This window comes from Saliphagus sp. LR7 (assembly GCF_003344565.1).
Lineage (GTDB): Archaea > Halobacteriota > Halobacteria > Halobacteriales > Natrialbaceae > Saliphagus > Saliphagus infecundisoli.
The window spans coordinates 340773-359394 of record NZ_QPND01000001.1 but is presented as its reverse complement, the minus strand read 5'-3'; the positions used below and the strand labels follow the sequence as shown (position 1 = coordinate 359394).

At 68.1% G+C, this 18622-nt stretch carries 19 protein-coding genes; 10 read left to right on the top strand and 9 right to left on the bottom strand.

Annotated elements, in window-relative coordinates:
- Positions 1-5: 5 nt before the first annotated feature.
- Positions 6-1430: a sulfatase-like hydrolase/transferase gene (locus DVH23_RS01895; protein WP_114575732.1), complete on the bottom strand. Its 1425-nt coding sequence runs from the start codon at positions 1428-1430 to the stop codon at positions 6-8.
- Positions 1431-1571: 141 nt separating this feature from the next.
- On the opposite strand from DVH23_RS01895, the gene DVH23_RS01890 reads away from it, so the two are divergent.
- Together DVH23_RS01890 and DVH23_RS01885 are read left to right on the top strand one after the other, a co-directional pair.
- Entirely contained in the window at positions 1572-2651 is a 1080-nt protein-coding gene (locus tag DVH23_RS01890) for a glycosyltransferase (RefSeq protein WP_114575731.1), read from the top strand.
- A gap of 101 nt (positions 2652-2752) precedes the next feature.
- Positions 2753-4177: a sulfatase gene (locus tag DVH23_RS01885; protein ID WP_114575730.1), complete on the top strand. Its 1425-nt coding sequence runs from the start codon at positions 2753-2755 to the stop codon at positions 4175-4177.
- Positions 4178-4241: 64 nt separating this feature from the next.
- Here the strand turns inward: DVH23_RS01885 and DVH23_RS01880 are convergent, their stop codons facing one another.
- Positions 4242-5036 (bottom strand): FkbM family methyltransferase, encoded by a 795-nt coding sequence (locus tag DVH23_RS01880; protein WP_114575729.1) that lies wholly within the window; start codon positions 5034-5036, stop codon positions 4242-4244.
- Positions 5037-5097: 61 nt separating this feature from the next.
- Complete coding sequence (locus DVH23_RS01875) at positions 5098-6372, bottom strand: sulfatase (RefSeq protein WP_114575728.1); 1275 nt, start codon at positions 6370-6372, stop codon at positions 5098-5100.
- 180 nt (positions 6373-6552) lie between these two features.
- Between DVH23_RS01875 and DVH23_RS01870 the strand changes: the two genes are divergently transcribed.
- Together DVH23_RS01870 and aglM are read left to right on the top strand one after the other, a co-directional pair.
- Positions 6553-7995: an oligosaccharide flippase family protein gene (locus DVH23_RS01870; protein ID WP_114575727.1), complete on the top strand. Its 1443-nt coding sequence runs from the start codon at positions 6553-6555 to the stop codon at positions 7993-7995.
- A gap of 114 nt (positions 7996-8109) precedes the next feature.
- Positions 8110-9399, top strand: coding sequence for a UDP-glucose 6-dehydrogenase AglM (aglM, locus tag DVH23_RS01865; RefSeq protein WP_114575726.1), 1290 nt, complete (start codon positions 8110-8112; stop codon positions 9397-9399).
- 350 nt (positions 9400-9749) lie between these two features.
- Here the strand turns inward: aglM and DVH23_RS23420 are convergent, their stop codons facing one another.
- From DVH23_RS23420 to DVH23_RS01845, 4 genes are all read right to left on the bottom strand, one after another.
- Complete coding sequence (locus tag DVH23_RS23420; protein ID WP_157972301.1) at positions 9750-10016, bottom strand: hypothetical protein; 267 nt, start codon at positions 10014-10016, stop codon at positions 9750-9752.
- Position 10017: 1 nt separating this feature from the next.
- Complete coding sequence (locus tag DVH23_RS01855; protein ID WP_114575724.1) at positions 10018-12156, bottom strand: S9 family peptidase; 2139 nt, start codon at positions 12154-12156, stop codon at positions 10018-10020.
- 95 nt (positions 12157-12251) lie between these two features.
- The gene (locus DVH23_RS01850) at positions 12252-13271 is read right to left on the bottom strand and encodes a Gfo/Idh/MocA family protein (protein WP_114575723.1); all 1020 of its coding nucleotides are present in this window, start codon (positions 13269-13271) and stop codon (positions 12252-12254) included.
- Between the two features lie 54 nt (positions 13272-13325).
- A complete protein-coding gene (locus DVH23_RS01845) occupies positions 13326-13553 on the bottom strand; it encodes a DUF5795 family protein (protein WP_114575722.1) in 228 nt (75 codons plus the stop codon).
- Positions 13554-13698: 145 nt separating this feature from the next.
- Between DVH23_RS01845 and DVH23_RS01840 the strand changes: the two genes are divergently transcribed.
- Together DVH23_RS01840 and DVH23_RS01835 are read left to right on the top strand one after the other, a co-directional pair.
- On the top strand, positions 13699-14106 hold the full coding sequence (locus DVH23_RS01840) for a CBS domain-containing protein (RefSeq protein WP_114575721.1): 408 nt from the start codon (positions 13699-13701) through the stop codon (positions 14104-14106).
- A gap of 48 nt (positions 14107-14154) precedes the next feature.
- Positions 14155-14574 carry a universal stress protein gene (locus DVH23_RS01835; RefSeq protein WP_114575720.1) on the top strand — a complete coding sequence of 140 codons (420 nt, stop codon included), beginning with the start codon at positions 14155-14157 and terminating at the stop codon, positions 14572-14574.
- On the opposite strand, the gene DVH23_RS01830 is transcribed toward DVH23_RS01835, so the two are convergent.
- The gene (locus DVH23_RS01830) at positions 14571-14795 is read right to left on the bottom strand and encodes a hypothetical protein (RefSeq protein WP_114575719.1); all 225 of its coding nucleotides are present in this window, start codon (positions 14793-14795) and stop codon (positions 14571-14573) included. The genes DVH23_RS01835 and DVH23_RS01830 overlap by 4 nt on opposite strands.
- Before the next feature lie 77 nt (positions 14796-14872).
- On the opposite strand from DVH23_RS01830, the gene DVH23_RS01825 reads away from it, so the two are divergent.
- The 4 genes from DVH23_RS01825 (at position 14873) to DVH23_RS01810 (ending at position 17988) form a co-directional block, all read left to right on the top strand.
- Positions 14873-16069, top strand: coding sequence for a pyridoxal phosphate-dependent aminotransferase (locus tag DVH23_RS01825; RefSeq protein ID WP_114575718.1), 1197 nt, complete (start codon positions 14873-14875; stop codon positions 16067-16069).
- A 131-nt stretch (positions 16070-16200) separates the two neighbouring features.
- On the top strand, positions 16201-16803 hold the full coding sequence (gene sod, locus DVH23_RS01820; RefSeq protein WP_114575717.1) for a superoxide dismutase: 603 nt from the start codon (positions 16201-16203) through the stop codon (positions 16801-16803).
- 103 nt (positions 16804-16906) lie between these two features.
- Positions 16907-17182, top strand: coding sequence for a DUF5827 family protein (locus DVH23_RS01815; protein ID WP_114575716.1), 276 nt, complete (start codon positions 16907-16909; stop codon positions 17180-17182).
- Complete coding sequence (locus tag DVH23_RS01810; protein WP_114575715.1) at positions 17179-17988, top strand: ATPase; 810 nt, start codon at positions 17179-17181, stop codon at positions 17986-17988. The genes DVH23_RS01815 and DVH23_RS01810 overlap by 4 nt, the downstream gene beginning before the upstream one ends.
- Positions 17989-17996: 8 nt before the next feature.
- On the opposite strand, the gene DVH23_RS01805 is transcribed toward DVH23_RS01810, so the two are convergent.
- Positions 17997-18563, bottom strand: a complete 567-nt coding sequence (locus tag DVH23_RS01805; RefSeq protein WP_114575714.1) for an MBL fold metallo-hydrolase — start codon at positions 18561-18563, stop codon at positions 17997-17999.
- Positions 18564-18622 lie beyond the last annotated feature (59 nt).

Sequence of the window (18622 nt, the reverse complement as noted above, 5' to 3'; positions counted from 1 at the left end):
CCGCGTTATGCGTATCCCAGCGATTCGAGCCGGCCCATCGCGTCCTCGGAGATTTCGTCTTCGATCTCGGCCGACCGGTCCTCGGCCACCGCCCGCTCCTTGACGGCGGTGATCTCCTCGGAGAAGTGCTCGAGCGCCCAGCCGGGAACCTCGACGTCGGTCTCGAGCTCGGTCTGCGAACTCGGGGCGTCCGGGTCGATCTCGAACCGTCGGCTCCGTCCTTGCGAGTCCCACTCGACCTTCTCGGTCCCCCGGTAGGCACACCGGATCATCCGGTCCCAGTACTCGAGGTCCTCCTCTTCGAGGTTGCCCCGGTGGGACGAACAGATCCCGACCGTCTCGGCCGCGATCGACTCCCGGAAGACGTCGGGCGTCTCGCCGTTGGCCAGCCCGCAGATTAGCCGCCGGAGATCGACGTGGGAGAACAGCCCCTCCTCGACCCGGTCGTAGCCCGCCGGCGGATTGACGAGCACGAACGGGACGTGGAGCAGTCCCTCAGAGAGACTGCTCGTGTGTTTGTAGAGGCCGTCCTCGGACGCGTAGCCGACGTTCTCGCCGTGGTCGGCGGTGACAATCACCGTCGTCTCCCGGTCGGTCGTTTCCCGGAGGTGGTCGATGTATCGGGAGACCACCCGGTCCGTGTACTCGACCTCCGCGGCCATGAGCCGCCGGAGGTCGCGAAACTCCGCCTCGAAGCGCTCGGGGTCCTCGGCGAGGTTGATCTCCCAGTCGTCCGGGCCGAACGACCAGTCGGCGGGGAGGCCGTGGATCGACTCGTCGTAGGGAAGCCGCGGGGACCGGGGGCCGTGGGTGTCCATGACGTTCGCAAAGAGGAACAAGGGCTCGTCGGCGTCCTCGAGGAGCCGTTTCGTGCTCCGTGCGATCGCGCGGGCGCCGTCGTCGAGGGGGCTGGCGATCCCGACCTTCGGGAGCGCGTAGTGGGCCTGGTTCGCGACGCCGTTGGCGAGGCTCTTTGCGGGGTGGTCGTGGCCGGCGACCGTCCGCGCGAACGCGAGGTACTTCCGGACGCCCTCGCGGTCCTCCCGGTCGTGCCAGGCGGGGACGTCGAGCCCCTCGTTGAACACCGTTCCCCTGCTCACGTCGATGAAGGAGTCGAACAGCCGGTCGAACCCGAACTCCGATCGCGCGTAGGCGTTCGCGGAGACGCCGATCGCGGTGTGGTCGGGGAGGTCGCCGATCACGGTCTCCGCGCGATCGAGCCCGAAAAACGAGGGGTTGTGCGAGTGGATGCCGTGTTCGGAGGGGAGCGTTCCCGTGAACATGCTCGCGTGGCTCGGCACGCTCCAGCAACTCGCCGCCCGGGCCCCCTCGAAGGAGACGTCGGCCCGGCGCCGGATCTCGCGTGCGTACTCGTCGAACAGGTCCTTTCGGGCCGTGTCGAGACAGACGAGGACGACGTTCCGGCTCATACCGGGACGTAGCCCCGAGAATCCAAATAGACCACGGTCGCGTCCTCACTCCGCGGGATCGCTCGAGGGCGTGCTCCGTGCGGGCCGAAGCCGAGCGAACCCAAACCAGTTATGGGCCCGTACGCCGATGAACAGTAGACGATGGGCCACGTCGCAGTGTTTCTGACTTCGATGAAGATCGGCGGCGCCCAGCGCGTCGCGTTCAACCTCTGTTCGGGCCTCGTCGAGAACGGCCACACGGTCGATCTCGTTCTCGTCGAGGCCGAGGGGGACCTTCTCGAGGAACTCCCCCCGGAGATCTCGGTCGTCGGGCTCGACGCCTCGCGGGTGACGACCAGTGCCCTCCCGCTCCGGCGATACCTCCGGGCGCGGGAGCCCGACGTCCTCTACGCGATGATGACCGAGATCAACGTCGCCGCGGTCGCCGCACACCGACTCGCCGGGGTCGGGACGCGGCTGGTGGTCAGCGAGCACAACACGCCCTCGGCGAGCGCGGACGGGATCAAAGACCGGCTCGCGCTCCGGCTCGCAGCCATCGCGTACCCCTACGCCGACCGGACGGTCGCGGTCTCACGCGGCGTTCGCGAGGACCTCCGCCGGGTCGTCGGCGTGGAGGCCACGGTGATCCACAACCCCGTCGACGTCGAGCGGATCAGGCGCCGCGCCGCCGAGCCCATGGATCACGACTGGTTCGACGACCCCTCCCTCTCGGTGGTGACGAGCGCCGGCAGACACGTCCCACAGAAGGGGTTCGACACGCTCCTTCGCGCGTTCGCCGCCCTCGCGGACGACGACGCGCGGCTCGTCCTCCTGGGCGAGGGCGACCGGCGGGCGTCGCTCCGGCGGCTGGCCGACGACCTCGGGATCGACGAGCGAGTCGCGTTTCCGGGCTTCGTCGACAACCCGTTCAAATATATGGGACGGGCCGACGCCTTCGTCCTCTCGTCGTGGTACGAGGGGTTCGGGAACGTCCTCATCGAGGCGATGGCCTGTGGGACCCCCGTCGTCTCGACGGACTGCCCGAGCGGCCCGAGCGAGATCCTCGAGGACGGAACCTACGGCCCCTTGGTCCCGGTAAAGGACCCCGACCGGATGGCCGACGCGATCGGGGAGGTGCTCTCCGACCCGCCCGACTCGGAGATCCTCTCGGCACGCGCGGACGAGTTCTCGATCCCGGTGGTGACGGCGGCCTACGAGGACGTCTTCTTCGGCGAGGGGTAGCCCAGTCGGCCGCCTCGGGACCGCCGCGATCGAAAGGGAGCGTTCCCCGGAAGAGCGCCTCGAGTGGTGGGCTTTTTGCGCCCCGGCGCGTGCGATGGGCCATGGAGCGGCCCAACGTCCTCTGGATCACCCTCGAGAGCGTCCGTGCGGACCACACGCCGCTGTACGGCTACGGCCGGAACACGACTCCGTACCTCCAACGGCTGTGCGAGCGCGAGGACGCGACCCTGTTCGAGAACGGGATCGCCGCCTCCATCTGGACGCCGCCGTCGTCGGCGTCGATGCTGACCGGGACCCACCTCTCGACGCACGACCTGGGAACCGACGGGAAGGCCGAGTACAAGATCCCCGACGACCTCGAGACGCTGCCCGAACGCCTCTCGCGGGCGGGCTACGAGACGGCGCTGTTCTCCTCGAACTCGTTTCTCTCTGCGGCGACGGGCCTCGACCGGGGCTTCGACTACTCGAAATTCGTCCGGATGACGCCCTCGAACTTCGCCGGGATCGACGAGGTGGCCAGGGATAGCTGGCGCTGTCTGCTCTCCCGGTTCCTCGAGAGCCCGACGCTCGATCCGGAGACGCTCCGGCGGGACGTCCGCGACGGGAAGAACGACCTGGTCCGGGATCAGGCGAGGCGCTGGCTGAAGCGTCGGTGGTCGGGCACCTCCCCCTTCTTCGCGTACGCCCACGTCTTCTCGCCCCACCACCCCTATCTGCCCCCCAGTCGGTATCTGGACACCTACCCCTCCGACGCTCCCCTCGACGTCGAGGAGGCGTGTTCGCTCGTCTCCGACCTCTATGCGGACGGCGAGGAGATGACCCGGCGGGTCGCGACCGGCCTCGACCTCACCGACGGGGAGTGGGAGGCGATCCGGTCGCTGTACGACGCCGAGATCCGCTTTGCCGACCGGACGACCCACGAGATCATCGAGACGGCCCGGTCGCGTTCGGATCGCGATCTCGTGATCGTGGTCACGGCCGACCACGGCGACCTGTTCGGCGAGTACGGACTCCTCAGCCACGACCTCGTCTGTCACGACGGGCTGATCAAGGTCCCGATGGTCACGGCGGGAATCGACGACGTCGCCGACGGGCCCGACGAACTCTCACAGCACGTCGACCTCTCCTATACCATCGGCGCGCTCGCCGGTGCATCCACCGAGGGGTTCGAGGGCCGCGACCTGCGGGAACCGGGTCGACGGTACGCGATCAGCCAGCGCGGTGTCGCGGACCTCGAGGCCTACCGCGAGCACGACCCCGACTTCGGCTCCGAGTTCTTCGAGGACCCGATCACCGCCGTCCGGACGACGGAGCACAAGTACGTCACCGACGGGCGATCCGAGACGCTCTACCGGTTGCCCGACGAGTCCCAGGACCGACTGGCCGATGAGCCCGAAACGGCGAGCGAGCTCGCGGCCGTCCTCGAGAGGGAGGAAATCGAGTGGTCCCGGGGCGACGACGGGGAGCGAGCGGAGTTCGATGACGAGACGAGAGGTCGGCTCCGCGACCTCGGGTACATCCAGTAGCTTCCGCGTCGGCCGATCGGCGCCGGCGACCGGATCCCGTCGCTCGGCGTCCTCCAGCCGACGCCTATTCCCCGCTCCTCGACGCGCGGAGAAACGGCTGGCTCCCCCGCACTTCCATGGGTTCGATCGCGAACCCGGCGTCCTCGAGGCGGCTCTCGACGCCGTTGAGGGAGACGCCGTGTTGGGGATGGACCTCGACGTAGACGAGGCGTGCGCCCTCGAGTGTCTCCTCGGCACCCTCGAGAACTCGATCCTCCGCCCCCTCGACGTCGATCTTGAGCACGTCCGGCCTCCGGAGGCCGTGTTCCTCGATACAGGTGTCCAACCGCTCGGCCTCCACCGGGATCGACGACTCGCCGTTGTCGAGGACGTTGTGGGTCCCCTTCCCGACGACGCCCCCGCCGACGGCGAGCGATATTCTCCCGGAATCACTCGAGACCGCGACCCGGTGGATCCGCGTCACTCCCCTATCCCCCGTCTCGCGGACGTTGTCAGCGAGGCGGGCGGCGTTCTCCGGGTGGGGTTCGAACGCGTGGACCTGACCCTCGGTGACGACCTGCTGTGCGAAGCAGGTGTACGTTCCGACGTTGGCCCCGACGTCGTAGACGACGTCCTCGGGCACCAGGTCGGCGAGGAAGCGCTCGAGGACCGCCCGCTCGCCGCCGAGGTCGTCCATCCAGAAGTTGCGAACGTGGGCGTATTCGGGGGCACTTTCGGTGTAAAACCGCGCGGTGAGGCCGCCGACCTCGGTGGCGAGCGTCGCGCCGTTTCGGTACCGGAGTACGGAGTTGTACGCACGACTCGTCGGCTCGAGCAGTCCGGCCCGGTCCAGGGCCCGTTCGAGGTAGGCGGCTCCCATCCGCGAGGTTCCGACGGCCAGCCGGTTATGCGCGGGCCTTCCATGTGACGGCCCTCCTTTTTCACTGGTAGCCCAGGGCCTCCAACCGCCGCTTCCGTTCGGCCTCCTCGACCCCCTTTACCGTTCCGCCGGTGGTCTCGACGGCGGGGAACTCGGCTTCCTCGAGTCGCTCCCGTCCCTCCTCGGACACCTCCTCGATCCCGCTTTCGGTCCCGTCCCGCCGGACGAACGCGACGCCGTCGGGCTCGGTGAGCCGGATCGAGGTGTTCGACTTCGATATCACCCGTCTCGGGTCGGTCTCGGTCAACGGATGGGCGGTCTCCGGAATCGCCGGCGACGAGATTCCCGTTACTCGAGCGATCGTCGCCAGGACGTCGGCGTGCTGGACGAGGTGGTCGAACGTCTCCCCGGCGTGGGCTCCGTCGGGATACTTCACGAGCAGCGGTGTCCGCACCAGCTCGTCGACCGGATCGACGTCCATCGGGTGGAACATCAGCCCGTGTTCGCCGAACAGTTCGCCGTGGTCTCCGACGACGACGATCAGCGCGTCGTCGTAGACGCCCCGCTCGCGCATGGTTTCGAACAAGCGTGCCAGCTCCCGGTCGAGGTACCGTATGTTCGAGTCGTACAGCGACTCCAGAAACGCCATGTCGTCCTCGTCGACGGGATCTCTCGTGTGCTCGTAGGAGTTCAGGTGCTCGATCTCCTCGTAGGAGCGGTCGATCTCGGGGCCGTCGACGGCCTGGTCGGGATGAAACGGCTTGTGGGGGTCCATGTAGTGACCCCAGACGAAGTCGTCGGCCTTGCCGAGCCGGCGCACGACGAACTCGGTGACGACATCGGCCGTCGTCTTCGGGTTCGGGAACGGGTGGACGACGCCCTCCTCCCCGTTCGATTTCGCCGCGTCCCGGAGCCTGCGCAACAGCCGGTAGGCTTTGACGACCGTCTCCGAGTCGCGGAGAGCCTCGATGCGCTTGAGCCGTTCGACGGGCGACCGGGAGTCCGGCGGCGAGAGGTCGTGAAAGCGGTCGAACCCGCGATCGTACCCCCGTTCGGCGGTCAGATGCGCGTTGTTCGAGAACCCGGAACTGGCTCCCCCCAGTATCTCCGCGATCGTCGTCGCCCCCGACCGGAACTCGCCGTTGCCGACGACGGGGTAGCCCGTCACGATCCCCGGGAACGCGTGTGGCGTGGCGTTGCCGTGAGAGATCGCGGACGTGAACCGTGCGAACTCCCGTTCGAAGAGCGGGAACGACTCCGGGAAACAGTCGGGCGTCAACCGATCCGCCCGGAGCGTGTCCACCGTGAGCAGTACGACCGGCCCGTCGAGGTTCATACCTCCGCTTTCGGGCTGGGCGTGAAAACGGTGGCGTCTCGACCGCTCGGCGTCGCTCGACGGCGACGGCGGTCGTCCGAGCGAACTCGCGGGATCCGCTCGCGTGGGGCCACCGAAACCGCGTGATGACAAGCGATAAGTCCGTTCGCCGCGCCCGATACGGCAGGTAGTCTTCGAGGAATGCGTCTCGGCCAAACGTCGATCGTCTATCTCGTCTCGAAAGTCGTCGGCTCGCTGCTGGGGTTCGTCGCGACGGTCTACTTCGCGCGACTCCTGGGCGAGGAGGTGCTCGGCTACTACTCGATCACGCTCGCGCTCGTCGCGTGGCTCGCGATCGCCGGAAAGATCGGTATTACCGGTGCGATCGTCAAGCGCGTGAGCGAGGGCGAAGAGCGGGCGTCGTACATCACCGCCGGCGGGCTGATGATGGGGGGCGTGTTCGTCGTCATCGCCCTGGCGACGCTGGCCTTCCGGGGAGCGATCGACCGCTACGTCGGCGCGCCGGTCGCGGTGTTCGTCGTCCTCCTCGTCTTCGCCGAACTTCTCCGGTCGTTTGCCTTCTCCTCGCTCCAGGGCCACCACCTCGTCCACGTCTATGCGCTGCTCGCGACCGTCAAGATGGGTCTGCGAAGCCTCGCACAGATCGGGCTCGTCGTGGCCGGCTGGGCGCTGAGCGGGATGCTGGTCGGCTACGCCGCCGGCGCCATCGTCGTCGGCATCGCCTCGCTGTGGATCCTCGGGTTCAGGCCCGCGATGCCGCGCCGGGAGCACTTCGGGCGGCTGGTCGAGTTCGCGAAGTTCTCCTGGCTCGGAAACATGCGCGCGAAGACGTTCGACTCGGTCGACATCATCGTGCTCGGCTTTTTCGTCCCCGCGGGGCTGGTCGGGATCTACTCGGTCGTCTGGTCGATCACACAGTTCCTGAACATCTTCGGGAGCGCCATCAGCACGACGCTGTTTCCCGAGATCAGCAAGGAGGCCGCCGAGGACAACTCTCGGGCCGTCTCGAACCTCGTCGAGAACGCCCTCGCGTACGCCGGCCTGCTCCTGATCCCCGGCCTGATCGGCGGGGGGCTTCTGGGGGATCGACTGCTGCTCATCTACGGCGAGGGGTTCGTCGAGGGAACGAGCGTGCTCGTGATCCTCGTCGCCGCGCTTCTGGCCTATACGTACACGATGCAACTGCTCAACACGCTCGGAGCCGTCGACCGCCCCGATCTGGCCTTCCGTGCCAACGCCGTCTTCATCGTCTCGAACCTCCTGCTCAATTTCGCGCTCGTTCCCACCGTCGGCTGGGTCGGGGCCGCGGTCGCGACCTTCCTCTCGGCGACCGTCGGGCTCTCGCTTTCGTTTCGGTACGCCCGAACCCTCGTCGACTTCGCGGTTCCCTACGCCGAGATCGGCCGCCAGTGGATCGCCGCGGCGGCGATGGGCGGGGTCGTCTACGCCGCGCGGGGGGTCGGGGAAACGTATTGGATCGCCGACTACAACGCGCCGTTCGTCGTCTCGCTCGTGGGGGTCGGCGCGGGCGCGTACATCTGCGTGCTGTTGGTCATCTCGACGCGGTTCCGGACGACCGTGACGGACAACCTCCCCTTCGACGTTCCAGTGGTTGGGGGCTGACGGGGCCGTTCCGGCCGCCGACGGCTCGAGATCCCGACCGGTCGCGACGATCGCGACCCGCCCACTCTGTCCGAACCCAAAAACCACTAACCCCCACCCGTTCTCTCTCCGGCCATGAACGTCTCCATCATCGGCAGCGGCTACGTCGGGACGACGATCGCCGCCTGCCTCGCCGACCTGGGCCACGACGTCGTCAATATCGAGATCGACGAGGACATCGTCGAGACGATCAACGCCGGCGAGGCGCCGATCCACGAGGCCGGCCTCGCCGAACGGATCGCCGCTCACGCCGGAAACGGTCTCCGGGCGACGACCGACTACGGGGCCGTCCGCGACACCGATCTCACCCTGCTCTGTCTGCCCACGCCCCAGAACGACGACGGCAGCCTCGATCTCGCGATCATGCGTGCGGCCTCCGAGTCGCTCGGCGATGCCTTAGCGGAGAAGGAGGGCGACCACGTCGTCGTCGTCAAGAGCACGGTCCTGCCGGGGACGACGGAGGGCGTCGTCGGCCCCATCGTTCAGGAGCGCTCGGGCAAGCGCGTCGGCGGCGACCTCCACCTCGCGATGAACCCCGAGTTCCTCCGGATGAGCACCGCAGTGGCGGACTTCCTCGAACCGGACAAGGTCGTCGTCGGCACCGACAGCTCGGTCGCGAGGGGCGCGGTCCGGGAACTGTACGAGCCGATCCTCGCACGCGAGGAGACCCATCTCGTCGAGACCGGGGTTCGCGAGGCCGAACTCATCAAGTACGCCAACAACGCCTTCCTCGCGGCGAAGGTCTCCCTCGTGAACGAACTCGGCAACATCTCGAAAGCGTACGGCGCCGACGCCTACGAGGTCCTGGATGCCGTCGGCCTCGACGACCGGATCTCCGACCGGTTCCTCCGCTCGGGACTGGGCTGGGGTGGCTCCTGTTTCCCCAAGGACGTCAACGCGATCCGCGCGGGCGCCCGCGAACAGGGGTACGACCCCTCTCTGCTCGATGCCGTCGTCGAGGTCAACGACAAACAGCCCCGGAAACTGGTCGATCTGCTCGAGGCAGAGGTTCCCCTCGAGGGCGCCCGGATCGCCGTGCTCGGCCTCTCGTTCAAGCCCGGCACCGACGACGTCCGGAAGTCCCGCGCGCTGGACGTCATCGACTATCTCACGGAGCGTGGCGCGAGCGTCGTCGCCTACGATCCCGTCGCGACCGAGAACGTTCGGCCCGATTATCCGAGTATCGAGTACGCCGACTCCGCGAGCGAAGCCCTCGCGGGTGCCGACGGCGCGGTCGTCGCGACCGACTGGGCGGAGTTCGACGATCTGGACTTCTCGGGGATGAACCGCCGGGTGCTCGTTGACGGTCGCCGGATCGCCGTCGACGAGGGGGGACTCGAGGTCTACGAGGGGCTGACCTGGTAGCGCGTCGGAGATCGGACGGCCCGGATCGGGACGGTCCTGGGTCCATCGAGCAGTGGACGGGATTGATTTCGTAGAACGTTCGACGGGTTTTCCACTCGGAATATGAATCTATCTTGATGAACCCCGGGGATTTATCAATTGAAGGATATCAATTCTTTCACATGGGACAATCCAACTCTACGACAGTTGGTGTCAAAATCGTGTCCGTCTACTGCCTTCTCATCGGAGTTGGTAGTCTCCTGCTGGCTGTTCAGGGGTCACCGTTACATTGGATTCTCACTCCCGTTTCCTTCGCTGCTGCGTATGGATTGTGGACGCTCTCGTTGTGGGGATTGGTGGCTGCAATGGTTCTATTCTCCGTCGAAGCGCTCCGGGGTGGGATTGATGTACTTGGTGGTGACACTGGTGCCATGATCACCGTTGTACTTTCTCTCCTTCTCACGATCTATCTGTATAGTCAACGGAACCGCTTCGAGTAGCTCCGTCACCCTCCTCTCATACCGAAGACAGGAGCCGTGGGGGAACAGTTGTACGGCATCCTTGTGGTCGCCCGTACCTGCTCCCGAGAGCTTCCCAACGGGTCGCGGGTGTTCCGGAAGTGACGTACCGCGGTCCATCTCAGTCGTCCTCGTCGCTATCGTCTCCGTTCTCGTCCTTGCCGTCCTCCAGCCGCCCGTGGATGTCTTCGCTTTCTTCCTCGACCGCGGGATCGTGACGGCGGTACCACGCCAGCACCTCCTCCAGCCGGTGGATCGCCCGCTCTGGGGTGCCGACGTTGTGGTGTTCGTCGGGATACAGTACGAGGCGGGCCTCGCCCGCCGACTTCTTGGCGGCGACGTAGAGCTGTTCGGACTGGGAGGGCGGACACCGCCAGTCCTCCTGTCCGGCGGTGATCAGGAGGGGGGTCTCGATCTCGCCGGCGTCGAGGATCGCCGAAGAGGCATCGAATTTGTCGCTCTCCTCCCACGGAAGCCCGTACTCGTTTTCCATCCAGTTGTGGGAATCGTCGGTGCCGTAGGAGGATCGAAGATCGTAGATGCCGTGTTCGGGCGCCGCGGCGGTAAACAGGTCCGGCCGTTGGGTGACGAGAAAGCCCTGGGCGATCCCGCCGTACGAGAAGCCGTAGCCGAACACCCGATCGGGGTCGGCGATCCCCTCCTCGACGGCGAACTCGACGCCGGCGGCGATGTCCTCGACCTCGACGGTGCCCCACCGCCCGCGAAGGGTCTCGGCGAACTTCCGGCCCCGCGAGGAGCCTCCGCGGTAGTTCGGGCGGAGGACGGCGTATCCTCGGGAGGTGAGCGCCGCGTGGGCGAAGCTAAACATCGGCTCGTCGTAGGAGATCGGGCCGCCGTGGATCGCGACCACGAGCGGCGCGGGGCCGTCTGCGGCGTCGAACTCCGGCGGGGTGTAGAGGACGCCGTCGATCGTCCAGCCGTCGCTCTCCCACTCGACGCGCTCGGCCTCGGGCATCTCGTACTCCCCGATCAGCTCCTCGTTGGCGTTCGAGAGCCGGGTCAGGGAGTCGGGCTCCTCGTCGGCGTCCAGGTCTCCGACGCCGACGCTATAGACGTCCTGGCCGTCGGCCGGATCCGAGAGGACGATGGCCGCGCGGTCGCTCTCGGGGTCGGCGTGAAATCCCGCGAGCGCGCGGTCGTCGCCCTGGGCCTCGAAGACGCGTTCCGGATCGTCGCTCTCACCGTCCCCACTACCGCTACCTCCGACGCCGTCGATCCGCAGCAGGCGCGTCCGCGAGTCGTCGGCGATGGCGACGTGGAGCGTCTCCTCGTCGGTCCACCGGGGCGCCCCGCCGCGGGCGACCGTCCGGTCCAGATCGGGGGTCAGCGACTCGTAGCCCTCTCCGTCGTGGACGTAGACCTCGCTGGGTTTACACCAGTTTTCGGGATCGCCGGCGGCAAAGGCCAGCCGGTCGCCCGACGGCGACCAGGTGGGGGCTCCACAGCCGAGGTCCCCGTCGGTCAACCGTTTCAGGCCCGAACCGTCGGGGTCGATCGTGTAGACGTCGGCGACCATCGTGTCGTCGGGCTCGTCGGTCCGCGTCGAGAGGAAGGCGATCCGGTCGCCCGCGCCCCACGCGGGCTGGAGCCCCCGGAGGCCCTCCATCGCCCCGCCGCCGTAGGCGTCGTCGAGCCGGTCGGGCTCTCCCTCCTCCCCGACGCTCACGACGAACAAGTAGGTCGTGACGGTGTCGGTGTAGCCGACGCCGTCGAGTTTGTGCTGGAGCCGTTCGGTCTCGATCGGGGCGCCCTCCTCGCGGCGACCTTCGAGATACGCCTCCTCGGCCTCGTCGGGGTCCCGTGCCGAGACCACCAAGCGGTCGGCCTCGGGGCTCCAGTCGAACTCGCGGACTCCTTCGTCGAACTCGGTGAGCTGAGTGGCGTCGCCGCCCAGCGCGAGATCGAACAGCCAGACCTGGCTCTTGGGGTCGTCACCTCCATTTTCCTCGTCCTCGTCGTCCCGGCCCACGCGCCGTTCGGTGTCTTCCTCGCGGCCGGCGAGGAAGGCGAGCCGGTCGCCCTCGGGCCCCCATTTGGGCGAGCCGGCGCCGGGGAGCCGGGTCAGGCGGTGTGGCTCCCGCGAGCCGTCGGCGGGCGCGACGAACAGCGAGGCGACCGGCTCGTCCTCGTCGGGATCGTACTCGGTGGCCGTAAAGGCGACCCGATCGCCGTCGGGCGAGACGGCGACCTCGCCGACCTGGGTCAGATCGTAGTAGGTCTCGAGGGGCAGTTCCGACATGCCCTCTCCTGTCGACCGGACGACTATATACTTTCGGCGCCCACGTGAACCAGTCCGCAGAAGCCGTTCCGCCGCGATCGCACGGATCAGCCCGTCTACAGCTCGATCCGTTCGCCGGTCTCCGAGGAGTCGTAGGCCGCGAGGATCGTGTCGACGGCCACGCGGGCCTCGCGGGCGGGCACCTCCGGCTCGCGTCCCGTTCGGATCGCCTCGACGAAGTCCCGGACGACGCCGACGTGGCCCGCACCGCAGTCGTGGGCCACGCCCTCGACCTCAAGGGACTCGGTTTCGGCACCGTAGTAACTCTCCTCGCCCGTGCCGACCTCGATCGAGAGCTCGCCGCCCTCGATCTCGAGGGTGCCCTCGGTGGCGTTCACTTCCGTCCGCCGGGAGCCGCCCTTGGTCGCCGTCGTCGCCTGAATCGTACCGAGCGCGCCGCTTTCGAACCGGACGGCGATGGCGGCGGTGTCCTCGCTCTCCATCTCGCGGGCGAGCGTGTCGGTCATCGCACTCACGCTCTCGACGCCGCCCAGCAGCCATTGGAGGCGGTCGATGGCGTGGATCGCCTGGTTCAGCAGGACGCCGCCGTCCATCGAGCGGGTGCCCCGCCACTCCCCGGAGTCGTAGTAGGGCTGGGAGCGAAACCAGTCGACCGTCAGCGACGCGGAGACGGGGTCGCCGAGTTCGCCCTCCTCGATCGCCCGCTTGGCCCGCCGGGCGTGGGGCTCGAACCGTTTCTGGTAGACGCCCGCGAGGGTGACGCCCTCTCGCTTGCAGGTGTCGATCATCCGGTCGATCCGGTCGCGGTAGACGTCGAGGGGTTTCTCACAGAGGACGTGGGCGCCGGCCTCGGCGGCCTCGCAGGCGACGTCGGCGTGGGTGCCACTCGGGGTGCAGACGCTGACCGCCTCGACGTCGCTCTCGCGGACCATCTCCCCCGCCTCCGCGTGGGTTTCGGCGTCGGGGGCGTGCTCGGCGACGAACTCCCTCGCCGCGTCCTCGTTTACGTCCGCGCAGGCGACGAGGTCGGCGTCCTCGACGTCCGCGATGGCCTCGGCGTGCGTGTTCCCGATCCCGGCACAGCCGACGATTCCGTATCGGAGGGAGTCGTCCATACGCCGGGGGCGCCCTCCGGGATTCAATAGTTTGGGGTCGCCCCCCGATCTCGCCTATTCGCGGTTGGTCTCGGCCCAGGAACACTCCTGGCACTTGTAGCCGGAGACGAACTCCGTGACCGTGGGCATGTAGCCGACCGTCAAGACGTCGCCGCCACAGTCGGGACACTCGCGGTCGGCGTCCTCGATCGACTCGGCTTCCAGTACGGACTCGCCCTCGATCAGTTCGGCGAGTTTCTCCGCTGTCACCATCCGTCCCTCGACGACGCGGTTCTCTGGCATCGGGTCGACTGGGGGTCCGGCCCTCCCTAAACGTTTCTCCGGCAGCGTATAGCGTCGATGGCGTCTCCCGGAGGCCGACCGGAGGTCGCGCGGTGGGTGTCTCCGGTGTCGATACGCCTATCCCGGTGGCTCCGAACTACGGGGTATGGACGACATCTTCGTCGCGCGGCTCATGTCCGCGGAGGTCCAGTCGGTGACCGCCGACACGCTGGTCGAGACGGCCGCCGAGGCGATGATCGAGGACGGGATCGGTTCGCTCGTCGTCGTCGACGACGCGGGCAGGGTCGAGGGGATCCTGACGACGACGGACTTCGTCGGCATCGTCGCCGAGAGCCAGCCGAAAGCCGAGACGACCGTCGAGCGCTACATGTCGACCGACGTCGTCACGATCGGCCCGCAGGCGTCGATCCGGGACGCCGCGGACACGATGATCGAACACGGCTTCCATCACCTCCCCGTCGTCGACGACGAGGAGGGCGTCATCGGGATGCTGACGACGGTAGACCTAGCGGCCTACCTCTCGCACGTCCAGACCCCCTCGCCCTCGAAGTAGCCGCCCGAAAGCCGAGCGTATTAGCGTCCCGGCCGCCACCACCCCCCCATGGATCAGCGGATACTCGTTCCCTTCGACGGATCGAAGCCATCGACGGTCGCGCTCACTCACGCCCTTGAGGTCCACCCGGGCTCTGCGATTACGGCCCTCTACGTCGCGGACGCGAACGGGTTGGGCCCGATGGAGGGAGACCGTGCCGAGATCCCCGAAGAGGAGGCCGATCGCGCCTCGGAGATCTTCGAGGAGGTCCGCAGCCGCGCGGAGGTCTACGAGGCGACGGTCACCACGGACGTCCGGGCCGGCGATCCCGCCGAAACGATCGTCGAATACGCCGACGCGGAGTCGATGGATCAGATCGTCATGGGCAGTCACGGCCGGTCGGGGCTCTCGCGGATCCTGACCGGCAGCGTCGCCGAGGAGGTCGTCCGCGAGGCGCCCGTCTCGGTCACCCTCGCCCGCTCGCGCTAGTCCCGAAACCCCTCGGGCTGGTATCGTCGCTCGAGGCGTGCGAAGACGATCCCGGTCGAGAGCGCGGCGACGGTGGCGAACGCGGGGTCGCCGATCGCGCCGCCGGTCGCGGCGACGTAGAGGGTGTAGAGAGCGAGCACCGGGGCCGCGAGCCAGGCGAGCGAGGAGACGAGGCTCAACGCGAGGGCGGCGTAGAACGTCGGTTCCCGCTCCTCTGCCATCGCCGGGGGTCGGGGCCCGTTCGGAATAATCCTGCCGGTTGCCAACCTCTTTGGCGACCCCGCCCGTCGGCGTCGCTATGAGCCACGGGTCGTCGGGAGACCGGATCTCCGCGCGGGCCGCCGCCATCGGCCCCCAGCGGATCCGCGCGATGTTCGACCGGGCCGCCCGACTCGAGAGCGAGGACGACCGGGACCTCGTCCACCTCGAACTCGGCGAACCCGACTTCGACACCCCCGCCCACGTCGTCCGGGCGGCCGACGAGGCCGCCAGGGCGGGCCGGACGAACTACACCGCGAACGCCGGCCTGTTCGAACTCCGGGAAGCGATCGCCGACTCGCGGGAGCCCCGGCCCGACCCCGCAACCGAGGTGATCGTCACGAACGGCGGCGTCGAGGCCTTCCACCTCGCGCTCGAGACGGTCTGTGATCCGGGCGACGAAGTCGTGGTCCCGACGCCGGCCTGGCCGAACCCGATCTCGCAGGCGAGGATGGCGGGCGCGGAGCCGATCGAGGTTCCGATGCCCGCCGCGGAGGGGTTTTCGCCCGATCCCGACCGGATCGTCGCAGCGATCGGGCCGGAGACCGCAGCAGTGATACTCACCTCGCCCGCGAACCCGACGGGGCGGACGTTCGGAGCGGAGGGGATCCGGCGAGTTCTGGAGGCTGCGGCCGACCACTCGGCGTTCGTGATCGCCGACGAAGTGTATCGAGGGCTGACCTACACCGACGTCCCGCCGCCGGCCGCGGCGATCGCCGACGACGACCTCCGACAATGGCTGCTCACGGTCGACTCGTGTTCGAAGCGGTACGCGATGACCGGCTGGCGGGTCGGCTGGCTCGTCGGGTCCGGGGACGTCGTGGGCGCGATGACGGGACTCCGGGAACACACCACCTCCTCGACGAACGCGCCGGCCCAGTACGCCGCGATCGCCGCACTGACGGGTCCCGAGGAGCCGATCGAGGAGATGGCGCGGGCGTTCGCGCGCCGCCGGGACCTGGTCTGCGATCGGGTCGACGAGATCCCGGGAGTCTCGCTCGCCCCGCCAGAGGGCGCGTTCTACGCCTTCCTCGACGTGAGCGACTTGGAGGGCGAAAGTCAGGCCGTCGCCGACCGGCTCTTGGAGGAGTACGGCGTCGTCACCGCGCCGGGGACCGCCTTCGGGGCGGGCGGCGAGGGCCACCTTCGGCTGAGCTTCGCGGCGGGGATCGATCGGTTGGAGGAAGGTCTCGATCGCCTCGAACGAACGGTCCGCGACGAGCGCGGGGCGGGGTGATCGGCGAGTGGGCCGCGCGGACTCGAGGCGGGTTGACCGCGGGAAGGCGGGCTTCTATGGGAAATGCTATCATCGTACTCCTCAACCTTTAACACCTGAGACAGTGATAGTAGGCCTAGAGGTGTCACACAATGACTGAACACGAACTTCCGGAGCTGCCGTACGATTACGACGCGCTCGAACCGTCGATCTCCGAACAGGTCGTCACCTGGCATCACGATACCCACCATCAGGGGTACGTGAACGGGTTGAACAGCGCCGAGGAGACCCTGGCCGAGAACCGCGAGTCCGGCGACTACGGCTCGACGGCCGGCGCGCTGGGGAACGTCACCCACAACGGCTGTGGACACTACCTCCACACGCTGTTCTGGGAGAACATGTCCCCCGACGGCGGCGGCGAACCCGAGGGCGAGCTGGCCGACCGCATCGAGGAGGACTTCGGCTCCTACGAGGGCTGGAAAGGCGAGTTCGAGGCCGCCGCCAGCGCCGCCGGCGGCTGGGCGCTGCTGGTCTACGACCCCGTTTCGAAGCAGCTTCGCAACGTCAAGGTCGACAAACACGACCAGGGCGCGCTCTGGGGCTCCCATCCGATCCTGGCACTGGACGTCTGGGAACACTCCTACTACTACGACTACGGTCCCGACCGCGGCGACTTCGTTTCGGGCTTCTTCGAGGTCGTCAACTGGGACTCGGTCGCAGAGGAGTACCAGACCTGCCTGGATCACTTCGAGTAGACGACGACCCGGTCGCTACATCCCCGATTTCTTTCGACGCCACCGGCGAGGCGCGGCTCCCGCGATCCACACGGTTTTTCCGCTCGACGGAGTAGGCCTCCTCATGCCAGTCGCCAGATCCGAGTTCGACGAGATCGTTCCCTGCGAGTTCTACGATCCCGCGGACCTCTTAGAGCCCGACGAGCTGTACTCGGTCTACGAGATCGCCCGACTCCTCCAGGGGTTAGATCCCGACGCCGAGATCGAAGTCGAGACCGAGGAGGTCCTGCTCGACTGGGCGATCCCGTGGGTGATGGTCAACGCCGACGACCTGGCCGTCGCCGAGCCGAGAAGCGACGACGAACCCGGCTACTACGGGCTCCGCGACGGCGAAGAATGACGGCGACGGTCCTCGTCGTCGGCGCCGATCGGGTCGACGCGGGGAAGACGACGTTTTCGACCGGCCTGCTCGCCCGGACCGGCGGGCGGGGGTACAAACCCCGAGCGGGAAACGACTACTGGTTCGACCACGACGACTGTCTCGCTTCGCTCGCGGAGGGCCGCCTCCACGGGAAGGACGCCGCCGCTCTCGCCGACGCCGAGAGGGGCGATCGAACCCCCGAGGAACTGAACCCGATCCACCGGCTGTGGCGGCCCGCGCCGGCGGGCGGATCGGGGCTGCTCGGCCGGAGCGACCGCGAGTTCGTCGTCGACCGCGTCGGCGATCGGTTCGTCGTCAACGCCGAGGCGTCGGTCCCCGATCGGGTCGCCGAGGCCCTGGCCCTCGAGGACGCCCCCCGGGTCGACTCCGTTCGAGAGTTGAACGAGCTGACCGAGGCGCGGTATCTCCCGCTGTTCGACGAACTCGCCCGCGAGGTCCGGTCGGCGGAGTTCGCTGTCGTCGAGTCCTACGGCGAGGTCGCCCTACCCCTCGATTGTGAGCCAGCCGCGGTGGCCGCCGTCGAGCCGGGTCGGGTCCGGCTCTATCGGGGCGACCGCTACCTGCGGGCCTGCGAGGTGGCGACTTCCGCCCCGGGAGAGGGGCGGATGGAACGGCGGGTCGGGGACGTCGTCGACTACATCGACCCCGTCGGGAGCCGGCGGCTCCCGGCACTTTCCTCTCGCGAGCGGGCCGATCCGGAGCGGGTCGCGGGGAGCTATGAACGGGCGTACGATGCCCTTCTCGAAGTCGTCGAGGAGCGGTAGCCGGGGAGCTACTGGCGGGCCATCCGCCCGGCGAGTTCGATCGTCCCGGAGGGATCGTCGGTCACGCTCGGGCCGTGTCCGGGGTGGAGTTCCCGGAGGTCGGGGCCGACGCGGTCGGCGAGGCGGTCGATGCTCTCGACGAGCGTCGCCCGGTCGCCCTCGGGGAGGTCCGTCCGGCCGAACCCGCGCTCGAAGACGAGATCGCCCGCGAAGCAGATCCCCGGCTCGGGGGCATACAGACAGACGTGGTCGTCCTTGTGGCCCGGCGTGTAGAGGACCTCGTAGTCGTGGTCGCCGATGGCGAGGGCCTCGCCGTCGTCGAGTTCTCCGTCCCCCGCGTCGGGGTCGTAGGCGAGGACCTCGGGGTCGAACGCCTCCCGGAGTGCCCCCAGATTGCCGACGTGGTCGGGGTGGGTGTGGGTCAGCACGATCCGTTCGGGCTCGATCCCGCGCTCTTCGACGGCGGCGACGGCGTCGAAGTTCGCGCCGGTATCGACCAGCGTCGGGCGGTCGCCGGCGACCAGGAAGGCGTTGCTCGTAAAGGTACCGACGCCGTCCGCGAGGTTCGCGATCATGTTCGGTCTTCGGCGACCGGCCGTTTGTGCGTGTCGGGTTCTATCAGGACCCCGGATTC